19 protein-coding genes are annotated in these 22,495 nt (G+C 65.5%); 7 read left to right on the top strand and 12 right to left on the bottom strand.

All coding sequences use genetic code 11. The features are described from left to right. Positions 1–380: 380 nt before the first annotated feature. The 10 genes from Q4C89_RS06745 to Q4C89_RS06700 form a co-directional block, all read right to left on the bottom strand. Positions 381–806, bottom strand: a complete 426-nt coding sequence (locus Q4C89_RS06745; RefSeq protein ID WP_303101842.1) for a cytochrome c — start codon at positions 804–806, stop codon at positions 381–383. Next, complete coding sequence (locus Q4C89_RS06740; RefSeq protein ID WP_303101841.1) at positions 803–2,602, bottom strand: b(o/a)3-type cytochrome-c oxidase subunit 1; 1,800 nt, start codon at positions 2,600–2,602, stop codon at positions 803–805. Before Q4C89_RS06740 ends, Q4C89_RS06745 begins: the two co-directional genes overlap by 4 nt. Next, complete coding sequence (locus Q4C89_RS06735; protein WP_303101840.1) at positions 2,599–3,141, bottom strand: cytochrome c oxidase subunit II; 543 nt, start codon at positions 3,139–3,141, stop codon at positions 2,599–2,601. Before Q4C89_RS06735 ends, Q4C89_RS06740 begins: the two co-directional genes overlap by 4 nt. 1 nt (position 3,142) lies before the next feature. Continuing rightward, complete coding sequence (locus Q4C89_RS06730; RefSeq protein ID WP_303101839.1) at positions 3,143–3,367, bottom strand: hypothetical protein; 225 nt, start codon at positions 3,365–3,367, stop codon at positions 3,143–3,145. Then, positions 3,364–3,774 carry a CBS domain-containing protein gene (locus Q4C89_RS06725; RefSeq protein ID WP_303101838.1) on the bottom strand — a complete coding sequence of 137 codons (411 nt, stop codon included), beginning with the start codon at positions 3,772–3,774 and terminating at the stop codon, positions 3,364–3,366. Before Q4C89_RS06725 ends, Q4C89_RS06730 begins: the two co-directional genes overlap by 4 nt. Before the next feature lie 155 nt (positions 3,775–3,929). Continuing rightward, positions 3,930–6,479 carry a transglycosylase domain-containing protein gene (locus Q4C89_RS06720; protein ID WP_303101837.1) on the bottom strand — a complete coding sequence of 850 codons (2,550 nt, stop codon included), beginning with the start codon at positions 6,477–6,479 and terminating at the stop codon, positions 3,930–3,932. Then, a complete protein-coding gene (locus tag Q4C89_RS06715; RefSeq protein ID WP_303101836.1) occupies positions 6,479–7,420 on the bottom strand; it encodes a hypothetical protein in 942 nt (313 codons plus the stop codon). The genes Q4C89_RS06720 and Q4C89_RS06715 overlap by 1 nt, the downstream gene beginning before the upstream one ends. A gap of 3 nt (positions 7,421–7,423) precedes the next feature. Further along, positions 7,424–8,572 carry a hypothetical protein gene (locus Q4C89_RS06710; protein ID WP_303101835.1) on the bottom strand — a complete coding sequence of 383 codons (1,149 nt, stop codon included), beginning with the start codon at positions 8,570–8,572 and terminating at the stop codon, positions 7,424–7,426. Positions 8,573–8,588: 16 nt separating this feature from the next. Next, positions 8,589–8,771 carry a hypothetical protein gene (locus Q4C89_RS06705; protein WP_303101834.1) on the bottom strand — a complete coding sequence of 61 codons (183 nt, stop codon included), beginning with the start codon at positions 8,769–8,771 and terminating at the stop codon, positions 8,589–8,591. Positions 8,772–8,895: 124 nt separating this feature from the next. Next, positions 8,896–10,353, bottom strand: coding sequence for an MBL fold metallo-hydrolase RNA specificity domain-containing protein (locus Q4C89_RS06700; RefSeq protein WP_303101833.1), 1,458 nt, complete (start codon positions 10,351–10,353; stop codon positions 8,896–8,898). 341 nt (positions 10,354–10,694) lie between these two features. Here Q4C89_RS06700 and Q4C89_RS06695 point away from each other — a divergent pair, with 341 nt between their 5' ends. The 7 genes from Q4C89_RS06695 to Q4C89_RS06665 all read left to right on the top strand — a co-directional run bounded on the left by Q4C89_RS06695 (position 10,695) and on the right by Q4C89_RS06665 (position 20,677). After that, the gene (locus tag Q4C89_RS06695; RefSeq protein ID WP_368493214.1) at positions 10,695–11,057 is read left to right on the top strand and encodes a hypothetical protein; all 363 of its coding nucleotides are present in this window, start codon (positions 10,695–10,697) and stop codon (positions 11,055–11,057) included. A gap of 202 nt (positions 11,058–11,259) precedes the next feature. Then, entirely contained in the window at positions 11,260–11,832 is a 573-nt protein-coding gene (locus tag Q4C89_RS06690) for a TetR/AcrR family transcriptional regulator (protein ID WP_303101831.1), read from the top strand. A gap of 184 nt (positions 11,833–12,016) precedes the next feature. Beyond that, positions 12,017–13,399: a VWA domain-containing protein gene (locus tag Q4C89_RS06685; RefSeq protein ID WP_303101830.1), complete on the top strand. Its 1,383-nt coding sequence runs from the start codon at positions 12,017–12,019 to the stop codon at positions 13,397–13,399. Between the two features lie 5 nt (positions 13,400–13,404). Continuing rightward, positions 13,405–14,958, top strand: coding sequence for a serine/threonine-protein kinase (locus Q4C89_RS06680; RefSeq protein ID WP_303101829.1), 1,554 nt, complete (start codon positions 13,405–13,407; stop codon positions 14,956–14,958). 49 nt (positions 14,959–15,007) lie between these two features. Beyond that, positions 15,008–15,937: an FHA domain-containing protein gene (locus tag Q4C89_RS06675; RefSeq protein ID WP_303101828.1), complete on the top strand. Its 930-nt coding sequence runs from the start codon at positions 15,008–15,010 to the stop codon at positions 15,935–15,937. Positions 15,938–16,059: 122 nt separating this feature from the next. Beyond that, a complete protein-coding gene (locus tag Q4C89_RS06670; protein ID WP_303101827.1) occupies positions 16,060–17,805 on the top strand; it encodes a hypothetical protein in 1,746 nt (581 codons plus the stop codon). Positions 17,806–17,833: 28 nt separating this feature from the next. Next, positions 17,834–20,677 (top strand): right-handed parallel beta-helix repeat-containing protein, encoded by a 2,844-nt coding sequence (locus Q4C89_RS06665; protein ID WP_303101826.1) that lies wholly within the window; start codon positions 17,834–17,836, stop codon positions 20,675–20,677. Between the two features lie 141 nt (positions 20,678–20,818). Here Q4C89_RS06665 and Q4C89_RS06660 read toward each other — a convergent pair whose 3' ends face one another. Together Q4C89_RS06660 and Q4C89_RS06655 are read right to left on the bottom strand one after the other, a co-directional pair. Further along, entirely contained in the window at positions 20,819–21,445 is a 627-nt protein-coding gene (locus tag Q4C89_RS06660) for an SDR family oxidoreductase (protein ID WP_303101825.1), read from the bottom strand. Positions 21,446–21,775: 330 nt separating this feature from the next. Further along, positions 21,776–22,495, bottom strand: a 720-nt coding sequence (locus Q4C89_RS06655; protein ID WP_303101824.1) for a hypothetical protein, incomplete at its 5' end; no start/stop codon positions are given.

Here is a 22,495-nt window from a genome sequence, read left to right as displayed (position 1 = left end):
ACGCCGCCCAAATTGCCGCGCACGACATTCCCGTGTTCGCCTGCACGCCCGACCACTTCCCTGACCTGATGGCGGCGGCGCTCGGCGGGCACGACGTGGAAGCTTGGGCCACGGCGCGGGGGCTGGTGACGGCGCGGGCTGCAGCGGAAAATTGAAGCGAGCGCCAGAAGGCAGTGGACACCGAATGGAGACTATGGATAACGTGCAAAGTCAGTATCAAGCCTCTTGTGCCGACTGGCTCTGAGCTATGGGCCATAAGCTCTGAACAGCATTTTCATGGCTCATGGCCCATAGCTCATGGCAGGGAGCAACAGCCTCTCGGCGGGTGATACGGACATACCACGTTATCAATAATGTCCACTTCCCTTCGTTGGGCGACTCTATTTCAGCGTGCCCAGGTAGTCGTGGATGGCCTTGACCTGTTCCTCGGTGGCGGGAGCACCGTCCAGTCCCTGCTGCGCGAAGTGCGGCATCACGGGCGAGAGGTTGCGCCCGGCGGGAGCGTTGCCGTTCAGCACCGCTTCCGAGAAGTCGGGCAGGCTCCAGCCCGCCGAGGTCGCCAGGGCAGGCCCCACCCCGCCCTCGGCCTTCGCACCGTGGCAACCGGCGCAGTTGCCTGCGTAAAGGGTTTGCCCGTTGACCGGGACGTTCTCGGTGACGGCGGTCATGCTCGCGCCGCCGTGCTGGGCGCGGCTGAGGTTGTGGTAGCCGATCTGATAGGCCCCGACGCCGATCAGGGTCGCCAGCACCCCGAAGGTGACGAAACTGGCGATTTCGCCGCCCGTGTAGCCTCTTTCTTCGCTCATTGGCACCCTCCTGCGCCGATGCTGTAGAAGTCGCAGCCCGGCACCAGCGAAGCGTTGCTGACCAGTCGCAGCACCACGGGGCCGTACATCAGCGCCACCAGCAAGAAGGCCACGACCCACAGTGCCAGCAGCGGCTCGGTGGCCCGCACCAGCGGCGTCGCGGTCTTCAGGTCACGTCCGGCGGGACTCATCACGTCGCTGTAGGGCAGGGGCGTGGTGACTTCGCCGTTATCCAGCCGCTTGGACAGCAGCGTGGCGAACAGGCTGTAGAAGAACATCAGGCCCGCCACCAGCAGGATGATGCCGCTGACGCCGGTCATGAACATCGGAATGGCCGAGTGCATGTTGGGCTCTTTGTAGATGGGCTGCGCGGCGGCGCTGATCAGGGCGCGGCGGGGAATCCCCAACAGCCCTTCCCAGTGCATCCCGACCGCAAAGAGCATCATGCCGACAAACCAGCCGTACACCGACCCCAGGGCCACTTTGGGCGCGGCGAGGCGCTTGCCCGTCAGGTGCGGCACCAGCCACAGCGCAATCGCCATGAAGCTGAGGGTGACGGCGGTGCCGACGGTGATGTGGAAGTGACCCGGAATCCAGGCGGTGTTGTGGATGACCGGGCTGAAGGCCGAACTCGCGGTGATGATGCCGCCCGCGCCCCCGCCGATGAAGGAAATCATGGCGAGAATCTGCCCGGCCACCACCGGGTCTTTCCAGGGCAGGTGGGTCAGCATTCCGAAAATGCCCCGGCCCCCGCGTGCCCGCGCCGCGTCTTCCAGCGAGGCCGCCACCGAGAAGGCGGTCAGCAGGCTGGGAATGGCGACAAGGTAGGTCAGGAACATGTGAATCATCTTCCAGGTGTTGCTGATGTTGGGGTCGGCGTACTGGTGGTGAATCCCCACGGGCGTGGAGTTGAGCAGGAACATCACGAAGGTCAGGCGCGTGAGCGGCTCGGACACGGTGCGCCCGCCCGCCTGTTTGGGCAAGAAGGCGTACCACGAAATGTAGGCGGGCAGCAGCCAGAAGTACACGATGGCGTGCCCCGTCCACCAGAACAGCGTCTTGGCGAGCAGGGGGTCCACGCCGGGGCGCAGGCCGAACACCCAGGGAATCAGCACGAACAGGGCCTCGCCCACCAGTCCCAGCGAGGCGACCAGCCACATCATCCAGGTGGCGACACTCATGAAGGTGACGAGCGGCGTGACCCGGCCCGGGTTCTGCTTTTTCCAGCCGACCCACATGAAGATGACCTGAAGCGCGACCAGCAGGCTGGCGGCGACCATGATCGTGGCCCCGACATAAAACAGCCAGTGGCCCTCCATCGGCGGATAGAAGGTGTAGAGCAGCGTGGCCTGGTTGAGCAGCAGCGGCACGGCGGCCATCAGCAGGCCTGCGGTCATCATGACGTAGGTGCCCCAGGCGAACTTCAGGTTGATTTTCGCGCCCAGGTCACGGGCAGGCAGGTACAGCAGCCAGCCGGAGATGAAAAACTGGGTAAAGACCAGCGCGTTCAGCACGCCGTGCAGCGACAGGCCCTGGTAGTAGGACTTGAGCAGCACTTTCAGCACAGGGTTGTCGTAGACGTTGATTCCGGCGTAGTTCAGGGCTTGCAGCGGCCCGATGAGAACGCCTATCAGCAGGGCCAGAAACGCCGTGACCACGTAGTACTGCGTCACTTTTTTCAGGCTGGCGAGGTAGGCCGTGTCCTGAATGGCGGGCGGCGTATGGGCGCGGTAGATGGACGGGTCAGGCGCGGCAGGCTGGGCCGCACCGGGCTGATGAACAGGTGAGACGGTCACGGTTTGGGGGCCTCCACGATAATTTTGTTCAGCATGTTGTGGTGACCGATGCCGCAGTATTCGTCGCAGATGACGTTCACGGTACCGGGATGGCGGAAGGTGGTACTGAAGGCCGCGACCTGTCCGGGCACCACGGTGGCGTTGATGTTGGTGGTCTCGACGTAGTAGCCGTGCAGCACGTCGGCAGAGGTGACGTAGAAATTCACCCTTTTACCCGCAGGCACGCGCACGACAGGAGGCTCGAACTGAAACGCCTTGGAGACGACAAACACGTCCACCGAGCCGTCTTCACGCTCGACGACGCCCGGCGTGGCGAAGGGGGTGCCCGCGAAGTTTTTGGGGTCGATGCGGCCGTTGACCACCCCGGTCAGGTGGTGCGCTCCGCCCTCGTCTTCCAGGCGCGGCGTGGTGCCGCTGAGAAAACTGGCGAACACGGCGATGGCGAGCAGCACCGACATCACCGTGGCGATGCCCAGCCAGATCGTCTCGTACCGCTCCAAGGTGTGGTGGTCGAGGCGCGAGGTGGGATTCGGAGCCATCTCAGGCCCTCCCCTGCTGCACGCCGAGCACCATCATCCAGAAGGCGGTGGTGACCAGCAGCAAAATGGCGATGACCAGCAGCGTGCCGATGGGCCGGGGGCCGGGGACATGCGCTTCGGTCTGCACCTGGGGCAGCGGCCCGCTCCCTTCATGATGGGGTGCGGGGCTGTCGTGAAGGGGCGCGGTGGGATGGGGGTCGTGGGGACCGTCTACAGTCACTTTCATATGTTTCCCCGTTCGGTGGGCGGGCGGGCGTAGTCGCGCAGTACGTCGGTCACGGTAATCAGGCCCGCCAGCTGGCCTTGCTCGTCCAGCACGGGCAATGCGCCGACGCGGTGCTCCAGCATGGTGTAGGCGGCGTCGCGGGCGTCGGCCTGGGCCGCCACGGTCAGCACCGAGCGGCGCATCACGTCGGCGACCTTGACGGCGGCCAGCCGGGTGGTGGCTTCCCAGGGCGAGAGGGTGCTGAGCTTGCTGGGCAGGGCTTCGCGCAGGTCGCGGTCCGTCACGATGCCGACCAGCACGCCCTGCTCGTCCACCACGGGCAGCCGCCGAATGCCCCGCGTTTTCATCAGATGGGCCGCGTCCGGCAGGGACAGCGCCGGGGGAGCCGTCACGACTGGAGCGGTCATCAATTCACTGACGAGCATACTGAGTTCCTCCTTACAGAATTTCCCGAAGGTGAGCGTGCGATGAAGGTGTTACGGCAGCATTACCGTTCCGCCGCCGTTCCCGAAGACAGAAAAAGCGACCCGCTCTGGGGCCGCTGTGGGAAAAAGCGAGCGCTTCAGGGCTGCAAGGTCGCGCGGAGCACCTGTTTGGCGAGGGCGGCGGCGGGCGAGTTGGCGACCCACACCCCCTCGCCGTTGCGGGTCATTTCATAGCGGGTGAGCTGGGCGAGGTTGTTCATGGGAGCATTGCCGTTGCTGGTCACGTTGACCGACACCGTGTAGTTCTGCCCACCGACGACCGTCCAGTAGTCCTTGACTGTGTTACCGGTCGAATTGGTGCCGGTTTTGCCGAAGAGGCCACGCCCCGCTTCCCAGCCGCCGAAGTTGATGAGGCACTGCCGGGACACGTTTTCTTGCAGTCGCCGCAGCACGTCGGCATTGACGGCAGGGGAGAAGATCGTCTGCGAGGCACGCGGGAGGGTGAGCGTCTCGATTTTGCCGCCGCGCCCGGTGCGGGTGATTTGCTCGATGAGGGTGGGGGCCGCCGCCTGCCCCTGATGCTGAAGCGAGTCGTAGAGCGCCGCAAGGCCGAAGGGAGAAAAGTAGAGTTCGGGGCCGCCGATATAGAAATTGAGCTGTCCGAGCTGCTCACGCGGGGAGTACGTGGCATAGGTGCCCTCGAAGGCCTGCCACTGCTGGTCGTCGGTGACGATGCCCAGTCGGTTGTCGAGGGCCTGGGCTTTACGCAGGAACCCGAAAAATTCGCCTTCCTTGCCCTGGTCTTTGATGTTCTGCCCCAGGACATAAAAGGGGACGTTGTGCGACTCGCTCAGGATGCGGCTCCAGGGGGCGTTGTCCGAGTAGCGCGGTCCCTCGCAGGAGAGCAGGTTGGTCACCGTGTTCTGCCCCCGAATCCAGCGGGGGTCGTCGCGGTAGAGGCTGTCCGGCGCTCCCCCGGCCCGCAGCGGCACGAAGCCGTGACTCACGGCCCAGCCGTACACGAAGGGCTTGATGGACGACGCTGGCGGTTCGACCCAGTGGTTGACCCTCGCCTGAAGCGGCTCGCCACTGGGCCGGAAAAAATCGAAGGCGCGGATTTTGCCCTCCGACAGCACCACGCTGCTCACGACGAGCTGTCCCGTCTCGCCCGAGCGCCTCAGCAGGGGTGCAAGGTCGAGGGCGGGGCGCAGCCTGGCCTGAAGGGCGGGGCGCAGGGTGGTCTTGACGCTCAGGTCGCCCGCGCTCAGGTCCAGATTCAGGTGCGACAGTTCGCTGCCGACCAGTACGGCGACATCGTTTTCGTGTTCGTAGCGGGGCTGGAGCTTGCCCTGCACATAGGCCGCGTAGCTGCCGCGCTTTTGCTCCGCCGCGCAGGTGTAGTCGCTGACGACCCCGCCCCGGCAGCGCCCCGCCGTGCCGTAGCTGCGCCCGTTGATAAACAGCCCCACTTTGAGGTGGCCCGCCCCGTCGAAATAAGGACTGTAGGCCTTGGCCTTCCACTCGGCAAAACCGGGCAGGTCGCGGCGGTGATCGAGTACCAGGGCGGCGGTGGTTTCGATCATCGGCACCAGGCGGTCTTCCTGGGGCGTCCGTGCCCGCTCCTTCTCGCCCCCACTGACGTACATGGAGCGCTTAAAATTGTTGTTGAGCGTGTTGGCGACGATGATGGCCTCGACCAGATTCAGGTCCTGCTGGTTTTTGCCGAAAAAGGCCCTGGCGTAGCTGCCCGCGCCATACACCCCCGACATATAGCTCGAATTGAGGTAATACTCCAGAAACCGCTCCTTGAGCCGGGCGGTGGGGACGCCGGGAAAGAGGGTGCGGAGGTTGAGCAGCAGGGCGTTTTCCTCGGTGATCTTCTGCGAAACCCGTTGCGCCCGGCCCCCGGCTCCCGTGTCGGCGGTCACGCAGTCCCACTCCTGGGTCACGCACATGGCCTGAAACGACTGGTGAATGATGCCGCTGGCTCCGCGCCGCTTGACCACCATGCGCGGCACCGACAGCAGCGTCGTCCGCAAGTAGCTCTGCTGAAAAAAATCGCGGTCTTCGCGGGTCAGCACGGCGTCGATCAGGTTGGGGTTGAGCGCCTCGTAAGGGACATATTCGGGCATGTAGGTCAGGCGCGGCTGGTCGGTCGGAATCTGGGCCAGCCGCTCGTAGCTGCGGGGATAGCCCTGGATCAGCACCAGGGGTTGCAACTCGCCCGTGTCCACCAGCACCCGTCCCGCGCCGAGCGACCCTAGGCGTTCTATCTTCCAGGCCGGAATCTGCCGGAAGGCCAGGGCGTAAAACAGCCCGCTGGCCGTCGAGAATGCGCCCAGTCCCACGAACAGCGCGGCGGGGAGCAGCAGCAGCGCCATTCGCCCGGGCATGCGGCGCGGTCCCCCCCGGCGCTCTCCTCTGAGACCCCAGCCCAGATACGGCAGCGCCAGCAACCACAGCGCCGTCGCCATCATCAGGCACAGCAGGCCGAAGCCCGTCAACACCAGCAGGTTGGGGCTGCGGCTCAGGAAAGCGGCAAAGCCCCCGAAGGCGAGCAGCAGCACGCCCTGCACCACCAGCAGGGTCTGCGGTCCGTCGGGGTGGCCCACCGTCAGGACATGCAGCAGGCGATACAGGAAAAAGAGGCCCACCGACAGCAGCAGCACCAGCGCGAGAATCAGCATCAGCTTCCCCCGGACAGCAGGCCGCGCAACCCCAGCAGCCCCGCGTTGACCCCCACCGCCAGCGCGAGGGCCAGCAGCCCCCGGCCCCGCAGGACGCTCCGCAGCGCCAGATACGCCAGCAGCGTGACCAGCAGGTCCTCCACGCCCGCCAGCCCAGTCACCCGCACGCCGCTTTGACCCGACACCAGCGCCGAGGCCAGCGGCAACTCGGGGCGCTCCACCAGGGCGGTCAGCCCCCACAGTCCGGTCAGGAGGGCCGTCGCCAGCAGCCCCTCTGTCAGCACGCTCAGCGGACGGGGCCGCACCGGAGCCGCCGGACGGATGCGCCCGGTGTTGACGGGGGTAGCGGGAGAGGCGGCAGGCAGCGGCGCAGCGGGCGGATTCGGGTCGGTGACGGGGCTGGCCGAGAGCAGCCGCAACTGCCCGTCATAGAAGTACACCCGGTCGAATTCGCGTTCCAGGTGGCGGGCAAAGCGTTCGCGCAGGCCAGCGCGGGTCAGGACAGCCAGCCGCCGACCCTGATCGCCTACTGGGTGGCCCCCTGCTGGGCCGTCCCACAGGGCACTGATGGGCAGCGGCATCGGCGCTGTCTCGGCAAATTTCAGCCCCGGTACGCGGCGGCGCAGCGTCGAACCGAGGTCACTCAGGGTTAGTGTAGCCGCCGCCTGCTCGGAGAGGGTGCAGCCCACGAACAGCGCCACCGCTCGTCCGTTCAGGTCACGCAGCCCCTCCGGTACGGACATGTTGTCGCCGCGCACGAACACATAGACCTGCCCTTCCGAGCGCAGCACGAAATAGCTGCTGAAGGCGTCGGCATGCACCGACTCGCGGTTGTCGAAGCGGCTGATTTCCTGGCAGATGTGGGGAGCAGGCAGGCGGCCCTCCACCACTTCCCAGGCGTAGTCGCTGCCGACGGTGCGGGTGTAGAAGTAGAGGTTCACCGCCTACCTGCCGGACGCCCCGAAAAAATGGCTGATGGTTTGCCCCTGCACCCTGGCGACATACTGGTTCCAGGCGCGACGAATCGGCTCGTGCTGCTGCTCCCAGAAGGTGCGCCGGATGGCCTGGGCCGCCTTGTTGCTGTGGACGGAGAGGCTGGGAAAGAAAAAGCGCCCGTCGGCGATGACGCTCAGCAGCAGCGCGTTGGTGATGTTGACTTCCTGCAGGCGCGAGATGGTGTGCGACGTGCCCAGGCTGCCCACGACCTGCCCCGGCGCGTGGTGAATGCCGAATTGCTGGTTGGTCGATGTATTGGCGCAAAAGGTGGTCAGCAGCAGGCACAGCAGGTCGAGTCGCCCATCGTTCACCTCCTCGATATCCCGCACCAGCGCGTCTTTCAGGCGGGGCAGACTCAGCCGCCCGTCCTCTCCCAGCAGCGCTTGCAGGCCGGGCGGCAACTGGGTCGTGTCCAGTTGTCGGTCTTCTTTGTAAAAGCGCACTAGCGCGTCAAGCGCGTCCATCTTGGTGCCGACGAGCAAAATCCGTTTGTTTCTGACCCCTTCCTGCTCGAAATAGGAAGCCAGAAAATCCAGAATCCCCTGAATGTGCAGCATCGGCCCGGCCCGGAAAGGGTTCTCGGTCAGGTGGATTTGTCCGACCTGGGCGGCGTACATCTGCGGCACCATGTACTTGCGGTAGACATAGTCCACCAGATTGACGAAGACGATGATGGACTGCGAAGTGTCGATGTCGTCGGTGAGTTCCGGGTAGTTGGCCTTCATGCGGGCGGGCCGGGCATTCATGAACGCCTCGAAGATGCCTCCGCCCCGGTTGTCCACGAAGGTCAGGTCCACACCCTTGACCGAGACTTCTTCCTGGTCGCGCAGCAGCTTGATTTTGAATCGGGTCTGGTATTCCTCACGCCGCAGCGTGTTGTACACGTCGGTGCGGGGGCCGTAGCCGTCCGCCGATTGCGGAAAGATGGGAAAGTCGTCGCTCTTGGATTGCCCGAAAATCCGCAGCGAGTAGGTGTCGTCGAGCTTGATGCGCCGGGGCGACACCATGATGTAGTAGTCGAGCGCCGCCAGAAAGGAAGTCTTGCCCGCGCCGGAATCGCCCAGCAGCAGCACTTTGGGGGGGCCAGATTGGGTCATCGTCTGCTCCGCGCCGTCAGTTGGCGAGCCATTCGAGAAGGAAAAAGATCAGCAGGGTCAGCACCAGCACCGCGCCCAGAATCCCCAGGGCGGCCACCACCGCCGTCGCGGACAGGGGCGGCCCCCGCTTGACGGCCCTGCCTCTTTCGATGGCCTCGACCATCGCCTCGTTGCCGGATTCTTCCTTTTTTCTTGTCATGGCGGGTTCCGATGGGATGCGGGTGAAACAGACGAAGCGTCAGCCCATCTCCATCAAAGTAAGCCGCCCGCATGAGAACTCTCCGTTCGGTGACGGGGTGTGGGCCGTGACCCCCGACGCCGAACTACTCGCCCGCTTCGGCGTGGCCCGACGTGGGCGCGGGAACGGTCAGCCCTGGCGGACGCCCGGAGGCGTACCCCGGCCCCAGCAGGTCTACGGGGGTGCGGTCAGGCACGATATTTCCCTTGAGGCCCTGCTGCGCCAGTACGGGCAAGAAGGCGTCCATGACGGCCACTTCGCCGTGAACCAGCCAGACCTGGGGCTGCCCGGCGCTGCTCAGGAAGGCCAGCAGGTCGTCCTGGTCGGCGTGGGCCGAGAAACCGCCGATGGTGTGCACCTGTGCGCGCACCGCCACGTCCTCGCCCATCAGCCGCACGGTGTCGGCCCCCGCCACGATTCGTCCGCCGAGGCTGCTGGGCGACTGGTAAGACACGATAATCAGGTTGGTCGAGGGCTTCCAGAGGTGGTGCTTGAGGTGGTGCTGAATGCGCCCGCCCGTCATCATCCCGTTGCCGGCCATGATGATGGCGGGGCCGTCGTAGCGGTTCAGGCGCTGGGACTCGGCGCTGGTGGTCACGGTGTGCAGGGTGCTGGGCTGGAAGGGGTCTTCGCCGTTTTGCAGGGCGTCGCGCACGGGCGGAATCAGTTCGTCGCCGTACTCGAAATATTCGTGGGTGGCCCGCGCCGCCATCGGAGAATCGAGGAAAATCGGAATGCGCGGGACTTCTCCAGCGTCCATCAGTTCCTTGATGGTGTGGAGGATGGTCTGCGCCCGCTCGATGGCGAAGGTCGGAATCAGAATCTTGCCGTTCTGGCGCACGCTGTCGCGCAGGGCCTGACTGAATTCGGCGAGGGTATCGGGCCAGGAGCGGTGGGTGCGGTTGGCGTAGGTCGTCTCGATGACCACGGCGTCCACGGCGGGCGGCGGCGTGAAGTCGAGTTGCAGGCCGCTTTCCCGGTTGCCCAGGTCGCCCGACATCAGCAGGCGGCCCTCGCCCGATTCGATGACGAGATAAGCACTGCCCAGGATGTGTCCGGCCCGTTGCGGAGTCACGCGCAGGCCCGCAATGCGCTCGGTCTGCCCGAATTCCAGGCTGGGGCGCAGCAGCGCCAGCGTGCGGTGAACGTCCTCTTCCTCGTACAGGGGCGGCAACACCTCATCCTCACGGCCCTGCCGCCGCGCTTTACGCAAATCCTGGCGGTATCCCTCGACCTGAAGCCGCGCCGAGTCGAGCAGCACCGTTTCCGCAAGGGCCGCCGTAGGGGCCGTGCAGTACACCGGCCCCCGGTAGCCCAGCCGCACCAGCAGCGGCAAGCGCCCCACATGGTCGAGGTGCGCGTGGGTCAGCAGCACCGCGTCCAGGCTGGCGGGGTCGAAAGGAAAATCCTCGCGGTTGCGGGCTTCGAGGTCGTCTCCACCCTGGAACATGCCGCAGTCGACCAGCACCTGCCGTTCTCCCAGCCCCAGCAGATGCATGCTGCCCGTCACCGTGCAGGCGGCCCCGAAACTTTGTAATTGCATGCCCAGAGTCTAATGCCACAAAGAGACGAGCGAACGAAGGGAGGCAGACTTGGCCCCATTGTTCAAGATTTCGTTATTCGCCTGTAGAAATAGAAGGCCGTCACGGTTCTTCAGGCAAGGATGAAATGTCGCGGTTTCGAACGACTGTGCCACCTGCGAATGTTCATCTTCACTGTCTCTAAGTCTTGGAGAAATACTGACAGTTGGACAAAATACAATTTACCCAGTCCCTTGTCAATTTTTCTCTCTTTTGATATAAGGTAACTGATATGGCTTATAAGAAACTCAGTGAAGTGGTGATGGAGCTTGAACAGCCCCAACAAAGCGACAAATTTGTCAAGATGTTTCGCGATGCAGTGCGCGATGGAGAAATAGACGCCCTCGACCTCAAAGAGCGTTTCACGATGCCCAAGCAGTACCAGCGCCGGGGTCAGGAAGGAAGCTACACCCGTGATACGCGGGACATGATTTTCCTCGAAACCGACAAGAGTAGCAAATGGATTGAGCAGGCCAGCGCCGCCCTTTCGCAAGTGATGCCGCGTGGTGGGCGTGGTAAGATCAAGCCTTCTATCGAAGCACTCGAAGCGGGCGAACTCGACTTCAAAGAACTGGTCGAGCAAACCCGCCGCAGCATGCAGGCCAAGCACGCCCGTGGTCAGCAACTCGGCAATTCGCGCAAGACCACCAAGAGCAAGAAGAAGTGAAGCAAAGAAGCTGACCTGTTCCCGGAGGACGCCTCGCGTTTGAGGCATCAGGAGTATAGAGTTCACAGCTCAAGGCAAGAGCCACACGGAGAACAGCAGATGAAAAGGGCCACCCGGAAATCCTGGGCGGCCCTTTTCCTTATCCCCCTGGTCTAAAAATTTAACATCGTACTTTCATACGAAATTGGATACAATGTAGACGATGACCAGAAAACGCATCTCAGGCGATAAGCGCCGCGAGGAAATTCTCAATGTTGCCGCCGACCTCTTTATCGAGCATGGGTTCGAAGGGGTCTCGATGGGGAGCCTGGCTTCGGAAATAGGCACCTCGCGCCCCAACATCTACACCTACTTTCCTCGTCTGGAGGCGATTCTGGACGCGCTGCTCGCCGAGCATCTGGCAAGGGCCGAGACTGACCTGATCGCCTGCCTGCAACCCGGACAGAGGCCGGATTTCGGGGTGATGTTCGATGTGCTGAGTCGGCATCGCCGCCTGCTGCTGCTCCTCAACTGCGGCGGCAGCGCCTCCCTGCGGCGCAAACGCGAAGAATTCGACGACGCCATGATTGCCAATCTGGTGACCCATCTCGGCAGCACCCGACTGGCCGAGCGGCCCCAGCTTCTGCCGCTGGTGTCGGGCCTGCTGCGCGGCGTCATCTACGAAGCGGTTTTGCGTGAGAAGCCCACCATCTCTGTCGAGGAACTGCTCCAAGACCTCGGGCCGTTTATCGACGGTGGCGTGCAGAGCGTGCTCGAGCGAAAGCCCCAGGCGTAGTCGGAGAAATTGAACTTCGGCGGGGAGCACCGTCCGGGCAGCGGTAGTGACCCCTTTCGACGGGGGCAGGTCGGTCATGGCGGCCGTGTCCAACTGGCCTTTTCTTTTGAAGGTCGGCCTTCATGCAAGCCTGATTTTCGGGCGCGGCGCGCCGACCTATACTTGCCGTCAAGGAGCGCAAAAAATGCTTGAGGCCAAACTCAGACCGCACCGTGACTACCTTCTCGCCCAGGCCGCAGGCCAGAAACTGTTCCTGCTGCTGACCGTCAAACCCACCGCCGAGGCGCGGCAGGCCCGGCCCGACCTCAGCGTGGTGTTCGTGGTGGACACCTCCGGCTCCATGCGCGAAGTCGTGACCGAACCCACCGAGCGCACCGGGCGCACGACCCAGGTGGACGGGCAGACCTACGAAGTCGTCAAGGGCGGCAAAAACAAGATGCAACTGGTCATCGAGGCCCTGCGCGGCATCGTGACCTCGAACCTGATTCGGCCCAGTGACCGTCTGGCGATTGTCAAATTCGACGACACCGCCGAAGTGCTGGTGCCGTTTACCGCGACCACCGACCAAGGGGGCCTCGCCGCCGCTGTCGAAAAACTCGACTGGTATTCCGGCGGCACGCACATGGGCGCGGGAATGCGGGCCGGGGCCGCGCTGCTGGCGCAGGAAACGGGCAGTCGCCGCATGGTGCTGCTCAGCGACGGCCAAACCTTCGACGCGCCGCTGGTGGACGACCAGATTGGGGCGCTCGCCGGAATGCAGGTGCCCGTGACGGTGGTGGGCGTGGGCGACGAGGTCAACGCCGACCTGCTGACCGCCATCGCCGACCGCACGCAGGGTCAACCGCTGGACATCGTGCCCGACACGCAAAACCCCCAGCCGCCCGCCATTCGCGCTTCCGAGTTGCCCGCCGCGCTGCTGGGCGACCTGCAAAAAGCCGCCGCCGAGGTGGTCACGGGCGTCTCTCTCTCGGTTCGCACCGTCAAGGACGTGGTGCTGGAGCGCGTGACCCGCGTGCAGCCCACGCAGACCGAGGTGGGCCTGAGCGCCGACGCCCCGCTGCCACTGGGCAACGTGGACGCCCAATCCGGCGCGACCTTCGTGCTGGAATTCACCCTGCCTGCGCGTCCCGCCGCCAAGATGCGCCTCGCTCAGCTGGGGCTGACCTACGAAGTGCCGGGCGCAAACTACCGGGGCGAGATTCCGCCGCTGGATGTGGTCGTCGAATTTACTAGCGAGGAAGCGCTGGCAGGCCGCATCGACCCCGAAGTCATGGGCTGGGTGCAGCAGCGCAATATCGAGGGACTGGTGGCCCAGGCGACCCGCGAGGCGCAGAGCAACCCCGAACAGGCCGCCAAGACGCTGGAACAGGCCCGCGCCATGACCCAACGCCTCGGCAACGGCGCGATGACGCAGGCCCTCGACCGTGCCCTGGGCGAACTCGGCAGTTCCAAGACCATCAGCCTCGGCACCGCCAAGACCCTCAAAATCGGAGCCAAGACCCAGACCCTCAGCAGCGACGCCGCCCTGCCCTCCGATGAGGACATCCGCCGGATGACGGGGGCCTGAAGGAAGTGGCCCAACCCTCCAGCTGTCCGTTTTGTGGTTCGTCCGTCTCGCCCGGCGACGCCGCCTGCCGGGTCTGCGGCGCGGCGCTGGGACGTGGCGGGGCCGACGCCCTGCTGACCCTGCCCCCCGGCACAACTTTGCAGGGCGGGCAATACCTGCTCAACCGGGTGCTGGGCCAGGGCGGCTTCGGCATCACCTACGACGCGCAGGACCAGCGGCTCGGCATGCGCGTGGCGGTCAAGGAACTGTTCGTGAGCGGCTCGACCCGGCGCGGACAGACGGTGGTGCCGCCACTCGGCCAGGACGCCGCCCTCTTTGAGGCCACCAAACGCGGCTTTCTGGAAGAAGCGAAGGTGCTGGCCCGCTTCAGCGACCCCGGCATTGTGCGGGTCATGAACTATTTCGAGGAAAACGGCACCGCCTACCTCGTCATGGAGTTTCTGGAAGGCGAGACGCTGGGCGAGGCCATCGAAAAACGCGGGCCGCTGCCGCCGCTGATTGCCGCGCAGGTGGCGGATTCGGTGGCGCACACGCTGGAAATCGTTCATGGGGCGGGGTTGCTGCACCGCGACATCAAGCCCGACAACATCTTCATGCAGCGTTCGGGGCGCATCGTCCTGATTGATTTCGGGTCGGTGCGGGCCTTCGAGACGGGCAAGACGGTGTCGCACACCCGGCTGGTCACGCCCGGTTACGCTCCGCTGGAACAGTACAGCGGCGCCGCCAAATTCGGGCCTTACACCGACATTTACGCGCTGGGCGCGACCCTATATCACGCCCTGACCGGGCAGATGCCGCCCGCCGCCACCGACCTCTCGCTGGGCACTTCGCTGCCGCCGCTGCCGCCCAGCACCCCCGCCAACCTGCGTCACGCGGTTTTGCGGGCGATGGCTCCGCGCATCGAGCAGCGCCCACAGGATGCCCAGGCGCTGCGGCGGATTCTGCGGGGCGAGGGCAGTGAGGCGGCCCCGGCAGCCCCGGCTCCCACGCCTCAGCCTGTGCCTCCACCCGCACCCAAGCGTGCGCCCGCGCCTCAGCCAGTCCCGCCGGTTCCCACGCCGCCGCCCACCGCGCCGCAGGACGTATGGAGCAAACTCAAGGAGTTGCAGCGGCAGGTGGAAGCCGAGCGGCAACCTGCCCCCGCCCGCCGCGCTCCGGCTGCGCCCCGGCCTGTGCCCATTCCCGTGCCCCAGCCTGCGCCCCGCACGGCTCCCCGCAACCAAGCCCAGCCCCGCCGCTCGTCCTGGCCGGGCCGCTTGCTGCTGATTCTGGGCGGCGCAGTGGGTGGGTACTTTCTGGGCGCGTACACCTTTGAGCAGTCGCCCGAGGTGCGCGAACTGGTCTCGCCCGAATTCATGCTGGTGGCGTCGGTGCTGGGCGGCGGAGGGCTGGGGGCGCTGCTGTGGTGGGCCATGCCCGTGGTGCTGCCGCTGCTGGCGGCGTCGGGCACCTATCTCCTATCTCAAAACCTTGGCTATAGGCCGCCCACTGTCATCGCGGCCAGCGTTCTGGCTATCGTGTTCTCGCTCGTGTTGATGAGGTTGCTGCGGCGCATCTAGGCCGCTCGTCCTCTCTTGTTCCCGCTTTTTCTCGCCCCAGGAGGCCCCTATGAGCATCACCTGTCAAGTTTGCGGTACGGTCAACCCCGATGGCACCCAGTTTTGCGAAGGCTGCGGCGTCGAACTGAAAAACCAGCCCACGGCCCCCAGCAACCTCTCCCCCGACTCGGTCACGCCACCTGACCTGACTTCGCCCAGCCTTCCCGCCGCGCCCAGCATCCCGGCCCCCCCGGTCATGCCCGCGCCCAGCCTCGACACCCAGGCGAGTGTTCCGGTTGAGCTGGAGACGCCTGTCGAAACCCCGACCACCGAAGCGGCACCCGCTCAGGACGTATCGGCGGCCCCGGTGGTCATCGAAGCGGTGCCCTCACCCCTCGCCAGTGACGCGAATGCGTCCGACCCCGCCGCGTCGGAACCCGTACTGCCCACCCCTGCCACCAGCGAAGGGGGCGAGGCGGCTCCGACCCTCAACCCCGACCTGACCAGCCAGAGCGACGCCCCGATGACCGACAGCGCCCCGGCGGCGCCCCTCGACGCGCCTGTGGGGGACGTGGCCGCTCCGGTGGAATCCGGTGTGGAAACTAGTGCCGAGAGTGCTGCAACCGTCGCGGCTGCCGCTGCCGAAACCCGCACGGGCGAGGCCAAGCTGGGCATCAAGAAGTTCGGCACGGCGACGGGCGACTTTATCCCGCTTCAGGGCGAGAAGCTGATGGTGGGCCGCTTCGACGCCTCCAGCGGCCCAGTAGACATTGACCTTTCCAGCCTGCCGGGAGCCGAGCACATCTCGCGCCACCACGCCGAGCTGTACCGCGAGGGCGGGCAGTGGTTCGTGCGTGACCTGGGTTCGACGAACGGCGTGTTCGTGCGCAAGGGTGGGCAAACGGCCTTCTCGCCGCGCCTTCAGGAACCCACCCTGCTCACCGACGGCGACGAACTGGCTTTCGGCAACCTGATGCTGACCTTCCACCAGGACGCCTAACCCTTCTGCGCTGAACGCCGACCAGCCGAGCCACCGAGAAGTCGGGCCGTCACCAGCCCCTTCCCGCGTGCCTCGGCTGTCTCATACGCCTTCCGCCTTACCCTGCTTGCCCCCGAGGACCCATGAACAACGATTCGCACGCCATCCCGCAGCCGCCCAGCGAAGTCACCGAAACCGCCGAAACGTCACCACCGCCAGCGACGGTGTTCTATGTCGCGCCTAGCGCCGAAGAACCCGACACCCCCTCTGAAGCTTCGCCTGCGACCGAAGACCCCGCCATCAACCGACTGGAAAGCGAGAGTCCGGCCCCCGACCCAGAAGAATGGGCCGAGGAAAGGCAGGCGGCAGAGGCGGACGTGCCCTCGCCTGCCCCCGAAGTGCCGCCCGCTCCGGCGACAGGCGGGGTCAGCAACGACCTTGAAGAAGAGGTCTACGCCCCCAGCCTGCCCGTGCAAGGGCCGCAGGTCGGTCAGCAGGTCGGAGACTGGCACCTGCAGAGCGACCTGGGACGCGGCTGGTTTATAGCCACCGAGGGCGAAGGCGGCGAGGCCCAGATGGTCTATGTGCGCCCCGACCCTGCCTGGGCCGCGCTGCTCGCCCACCGCCTGCTGCCCCACACCGAGGAACGCGGCGGCGTGCAGGTGGTCGAAGCCGTAGAGGGCCAGCCCCTGCGTCCCGACCCGGCGCACCCGCTGGCGCTGAATGAAGCGGCGGCACACCTGACCGAACTGACGCGGCTGCTGTTCGCACTGGAAAAACAGGGATACGCCCTGACCGACCTCGACCCCGCGCAACTGGTCTGGACGGAAAGCGGCCTGAAACTGCGCCAGCCCCCCCGCGTGGTGCGCCTGGGCGAAAGCGACCCGGCGGCCCTGCGCGACGGCCTGACCGCCCCCGAAGTGATGGCGGGGCAGCCGGCTGGGGCCACGGCGGGCGTCTACCTGCTGGGCGCGATGCTGTACGGCTGGCTGACCGGGCAAACGCCCCCGCCCGGCGGCCCGTCCACCATCGAACTCGCCAGTCTGAGAACCCCCGGCCTGCCGCAACTGCTGGCGGGCATGTTGGCCCCGGCCCCGGCCCGCACCACCCCGGCAGAGTTGCTGACGGCCCTCAAGCGCCTCAGTCCTGCGCCGCTGCCGACCTACCGTGTCGTGGCCCGCACGTCGGTGGGCCTGAATCCCGACCGCCCCGCCAACGAGGACGCCTACGGCTATCAGCAGCAGCAGGTGGCCTCCGACCAGGCCGACGTGCTGCGCCTGCGGGCCTGCGTGTCCGACGGCATGGGCGGCATGGCGGCGGGCGAGGTGGCGAGTCAGGCGGCGGTGCAGGCTTTTCTGGCGTCCGACAAACCCGATTTGCCGGGCATGGTCTGGGACGCCAACGCCGCCGTGCTGGAGGCCATGAACGGGCGCGACGGCGGCTGCACCATCAGCGGCGTGGACATCGTCGGCACGACCATGCAACTGGGGCATGTGGGCGACACCCGCGCCTATGTGCGCCTGGGCGGCGAGGTCAGCCAAATCAGCAAAGACCACTCCTTTGTGGCGGCGATGGTCGCCAGCGGGCAGATGACCCCGGAAGAAGCCCAGGTCAGCCCCGAACGCAACAAGGTGCTGCGTTCGCTGGGCAGCCTGCGTCAGCCGCAGCCCGACTATGTGCAGACCCTCGCGGAGCCGCTGACCCTGGTGGTGGGCAGCCGCGTGCTGCTGGTCAGCGACGGCGTGTGGGGCGAGGTCGAACCCGCCACCCTGACGGAACTGCTGCAAAGCGCCGACTTGCAGGACCTGGTGGACCAACTGGTACAACTGTCGCTGGACGCGGGCGCGCCCGACAACGTGACCGCCCTCGCCATCGAGAGGCTGTCGTGAGGGGCGCCGGGGTTGACGGGGTGCGCCTGTGAGCAACTGCCCCACTTGCGGCGCGGCTGTACCCAGCGGCGCGACCAACTGCCCCACCTGCGGCTCGCCTCTGGGCGGTCATAGCCAGACTTTGCCCCCCGGCACGCTGCTGGCGGGCGGCAAATATCAGCTCGACCGGGTACTGGGGCAAGGTGGCTTCGGCATTACTTATGTGGCCGCCCAGACGCAACTGGGGTCGCGGATTGCCATCAAGGAGCTGTTTCCCAGCGGCTCGACCCGGCAGGGCGGGCGTTTCGTGCTGCCGCCCGCAGGCACCGACCCGGCAGGCTGGGCGCAGGCCAAGCAGGATTTCACCGTGGAAGGCCGCACCGTGGCCCGCTTCAACCACCCCGACATCGTGCGGGTCATGGATTTGTTCGAGGAAAACGGCACCGCCTACCTCGTCATGGAGTTTCTGGAAGGCCGGACGCTGGGCAAGGCCATCGAGGAACGTGGCCCGCTGCCGCCTGCCGAAGTCGCCACCATCGCCTCACGGGTGCTGGGGGCGCTGAGCGTCGTCCACAGCGGCGGAATGCTGCACCGCGACATCAAGCCCGACAACATCTATCTGGACAACGCCGGGCGCACCGTCCTGATCGATTTCGGCTCGGCGCGGGACTTCTCGGCGGGACAGACCATGTCGCACACCCGGCTGGTCACGCCCGGTTATGCCCCGCTGGAACAGTACAGCGGCGCGGCCAAATTCGGGCCGTACACCGACATTTACGCGCTGGGCGCGACCCTCTACCACGCCCTGACCGGACACGCGCCTACCGCCGCCACCGACCGCACGATGGGCACGCCGCTGGCCCCCCTCCCCGCCAGCACGCCCGCTCCGCTGCGCGAACTGATTGAGCGCAGTCTGGAAATCAAAATCACCGACCGCCCGCAGAGTGTGGAGGAAGCCCAGGCGATTCTGGGCCGCGCTGCGCCTGCGCCACAGGCCCGACCCCAGCCGCAAGCCCCAGTCGCGCCCGTGTCCCGTCCCGCGCCTCAGCCGGTGCCACAGCGTGTGCCCGCTCCGCAGCCCGTTCCCCAGCGGCGGCGTGCGCCGGGCTGCGGGTGCCTTTTTCCCCTGCTGCTGCTGGGCGGCGCGGCGCTGTTCGGCATGAATCTGCTGCCGAGCCTGCTGCCTTCCGGGGAAAGTGGGTCAACCCAAAGCCCGCCGAGCCAGACGCAGCCCGTTCCCCCGGTCAGCAACGAAAGCGAGACCGAAGCCCAGACCCCTCCCGACCCGGTAGAACCCGTTCAGCCAGAACTCTTCCCTGGAGTGGCCCCCGAAGAGCCCACGCCGCCCCCCGCCGAGACACCGACAGAACCGCCTGCAGAAGCCACCGAAACCCCTTCAGAAACCCCGGTTACGGAGCCTCCGCAAACGGATGCCGAGGACACCACCGCTCTTACGCCAGACGCCGCGCAGGTCACGGTTTTCGTGTCCGAGGCCAATCTGCGGGCCGCTGCCGACCAGACCTCCGAGGTTTTGGGCACCCTGAACGCGGGGACGACGCTGCAAGTCCTTCAGGAGCAGGACGGCTGGTACGAGGTTCAGACGCCGGAAGGGCAGCGCGGCTGGCTCAGTGGCCGGGTGGCGCAACCCCTCGCCGGGGAGAGCGAGGTGCAAAGCCTCCTCGCGGCGGCCCAGAGCGGCGGCGAAGTCACGCTGGGGCCGGGCGTCTACCTGCTGACCGAACCGCTGATACTGGCGCAGAACACCCGCCTGATTGGGGCCGGACGTGACCGGACCTTCATCGCGTCGGCGGCGGGCGACACCGTGCTGACCACCCGCGCCGACGTGACCGTGAAGGGAATGACCCTGCAATGGAGCGCCGCTACGCCGGGCCGGGTGCTGCTGGCCGAGGGCGGCAAGGTGACGTTGCGCGACGTGCGGCTGACGGGCGCCGTGCGCGACACGGGCAAAAACGAATTCGGCAGTGGCCTGTGGCTGGCCCAGGGGGCCCAGGGCGACGTGCAAGGCAGCGAATTTGTCGGCAACGCTTATGGCGCCTACCTCAGTGACAGCGCCACCCTCAAAGCGTCTCAGACGGGCCTGAGCGACAACAGTGTCGCGGGGGCCATCTTCCTGGACGCTTCGGGAGGCGAGTTGACGGGCTGCTCGTTCGACCGCAACAAGCTGCACGGCCTCGACGTGCAGGGCACGGCTGCCCCACGCATTGCAGACAGTGCCTTCCGGGACAACGGCGGGCGCGGCATCAGCGTGGCGGGCGAAGCCGCCCCCGAAATCACGGGCAGCAAGTTCCAGAAAAATGCCAAGTCGGGCCTCGCCTTCACCGAGTCGGCCAGCGGCAGCGCCAGCGGCAACGACCTGAGCGGCAATTTCACGGGCATTGCCGTCATGGGGCAGGCGCGCCCGGCCCTGACCGACAATGTCATTACGGGCAGCACCGACGCGGGCCTGACCTACTCCGGCAGGGCGGGCGGCAGTGCCAGCGGCAACACCGTGAGCAGCAGCGCCAAACCCGGCATCTCGCTGTGGGAAGAAGCCAAGCCGACCCTCGAAGGAAACACCGTGCAAGGCGGCACGCAGAGCGGCGTGGTCTATGCCGACTCGGCAGGCGGAGCGCTGCGTGGCAACCAGATTCTGGACAACGCCTTGCACGGCCTGTTGGTGTCGGACAGCGCCGCTCCCGAGGTCACCGACAACACCTTCAGGGGCAACGGCAAATCAGCCGTGCTGTACAAGGCCCAGTCCGGCGGCAGCTTCAACGGCAACACCTGCACGGGCAACGGCGGCGACCTGATCGAGTTGCAACTGGCTGACCCCCTCTCCGGCCCTGACCTGTCCAAAGCGGCCTGCGCGGTTCAGGCCCAGACAAGCTGGTAACCCTCCCACAAGGTTGGCGTTGCGAGGAAATCTGGAAACGAATGGGAGACCATGATCCGTCACGGTCTCCACGATCAGTTCCTTCGCGTAATACGGGGCTGGGCCTCACCGCTCTCCAGGCAGTCAGGGTCTCTGGCCTCCTCAACCTAGGCTTGCGAGTGCCTCCCCAATGTCCTGCTCGCCGGCCACCACTTCGAAGGTCTGGCGGATGGTAGAGGGCTGTTCGAGACAGGCCAGCACTACCCCTGCGACATCGTCACGCGAAATCATGCCGCTGAGCAGTGTCTTCGCTACCCGAATGCGTCCTGTTCCGGCTGCATCGGTCAGGCCACCGGGCCGCACAATCGTCCAATCCAGCCCACTCGACTGAATGTGGGCGTCCGAGACGGCTTTGACTCGCAGAACGGCGGCCAAGAAAGGCGGCATCTGCTCGGGGCGGTCCACGGCCAGACTGCTGACCACGATGAAGCGGCGAAGTCCACGCGTTTTGAGGGTATCGGTCACGCGAATCAGGGCGTCGCGGTCAATAGCCTCGTAGTTGCCACCCGCGCCCGCACCAGCCGCCCAGATGACGGCGTCCGTGCCGTCCAGCACGCCTTCCCAGTCGCCCAGTAAGTCACCCACAACCGCTTCCAGGCCAGCTTGCCTGAGCCGCTCGGCCTGCTCAGGCTGACGAACGAGGGCGCGCACGGTATGTCCATGCGCCGCCGCCTGAAGACCTACGCGCCTACCGACGCCACCTGATGCACCAAAAAGAGCGAGCTTCATAATTTTACCTCCAAGGGAAGGGGAAAGCAGTGAGTCGGGCCATGTGTTCCATTCTATAGATTGGCCCTGATTAGTCAAATTTGACTAAAACATATATGACTAGTCAAGACCGATCCATGGATAAACATCGTCTGCTTTTTGGCTTTCACCTTGGCAGCTATGGGGGTATGTTCGTCAGTTCCTGTTCGCCTACCGTGCAAACCGAGAACCCAGATGGCTCAAAAGGGTCAGCCTTTTGGAAACAAACGCCGAATGACATCTCGCTCGACTGCTCAGCAAAACGCGAATCAGGGAGCATGAGAAGCAACGTCGCGCCTACACTCCGCTATATCAGGTGACCGATGAGCGGGCCAGCTGCCGATCTTGAAAGGATTTGGTGGCGACAATGGACGCCAGGAGCAGCAGTTCGAATGCATTGGTAGCGGCGGCGCTTTCAATAGGCAACTCGACCGCACTTCCAACAGTCATGACCACAGCCCCCACGAAGAGCCACGGCCAGCCCTGCTTTCTCCAAATCATGCCGCCCACGACGATAAGGACTGCAGCCACGATCAGAACCATGAGGGGTGGACCATCGGCTGGGAGCGCGTTCGTGTAAGACAGCGTGCCGTATTCGTCGCGTGGAACAATCCGCAGGCCACGCAGTTCGGTGAGGTATTCCAACGCGACAAGGCCCAACGTAGCGACAATCGAGAAGGCCTGGAAGCCTGCCCCCTGGGCCCAGCCGAAGCCAGCACGTTTCAGCGCGTGCAGTGCCCAAGCCACCAGCACGGGGGTGACCGCTGCATGAATCCAGAAACGGGCCAGATTAAGGCTATGGAGCAGCGACCCGTCACCCAGAAAACGGCCCACACCGATGATCAGATTGTCGTACACGAGTGCAGCCAGAACCAGGAGCGGCAGGTTCGCTGGTGTTCGCCAACCATGCCTGTTGGCCAGGGTGACTCCCCAACTCAGCAGGGCCAGATAGGCCACTGCAAAGCCCAGAAAAAGAAATACGGCGATTAGGGGTTGACAAATCGGGGTGGGGTGTGGAAAGGGGATGAGGTG

It is taken from the genome of Deinococcus sp. (genome assembly GCF_030523985.1).
In the GTDB taxonomy this organism is placed as follows: domain Bacteria; phylum Deinococcota; class Deinococci; order Deinococcales; family Deinococcaceae; genus Deinococcus.
The sequence above is the reverse complement of the archived record's forward strand: the minus strand, read 5'-3'. Positions and strand labels throughout refer to the sequence as shown.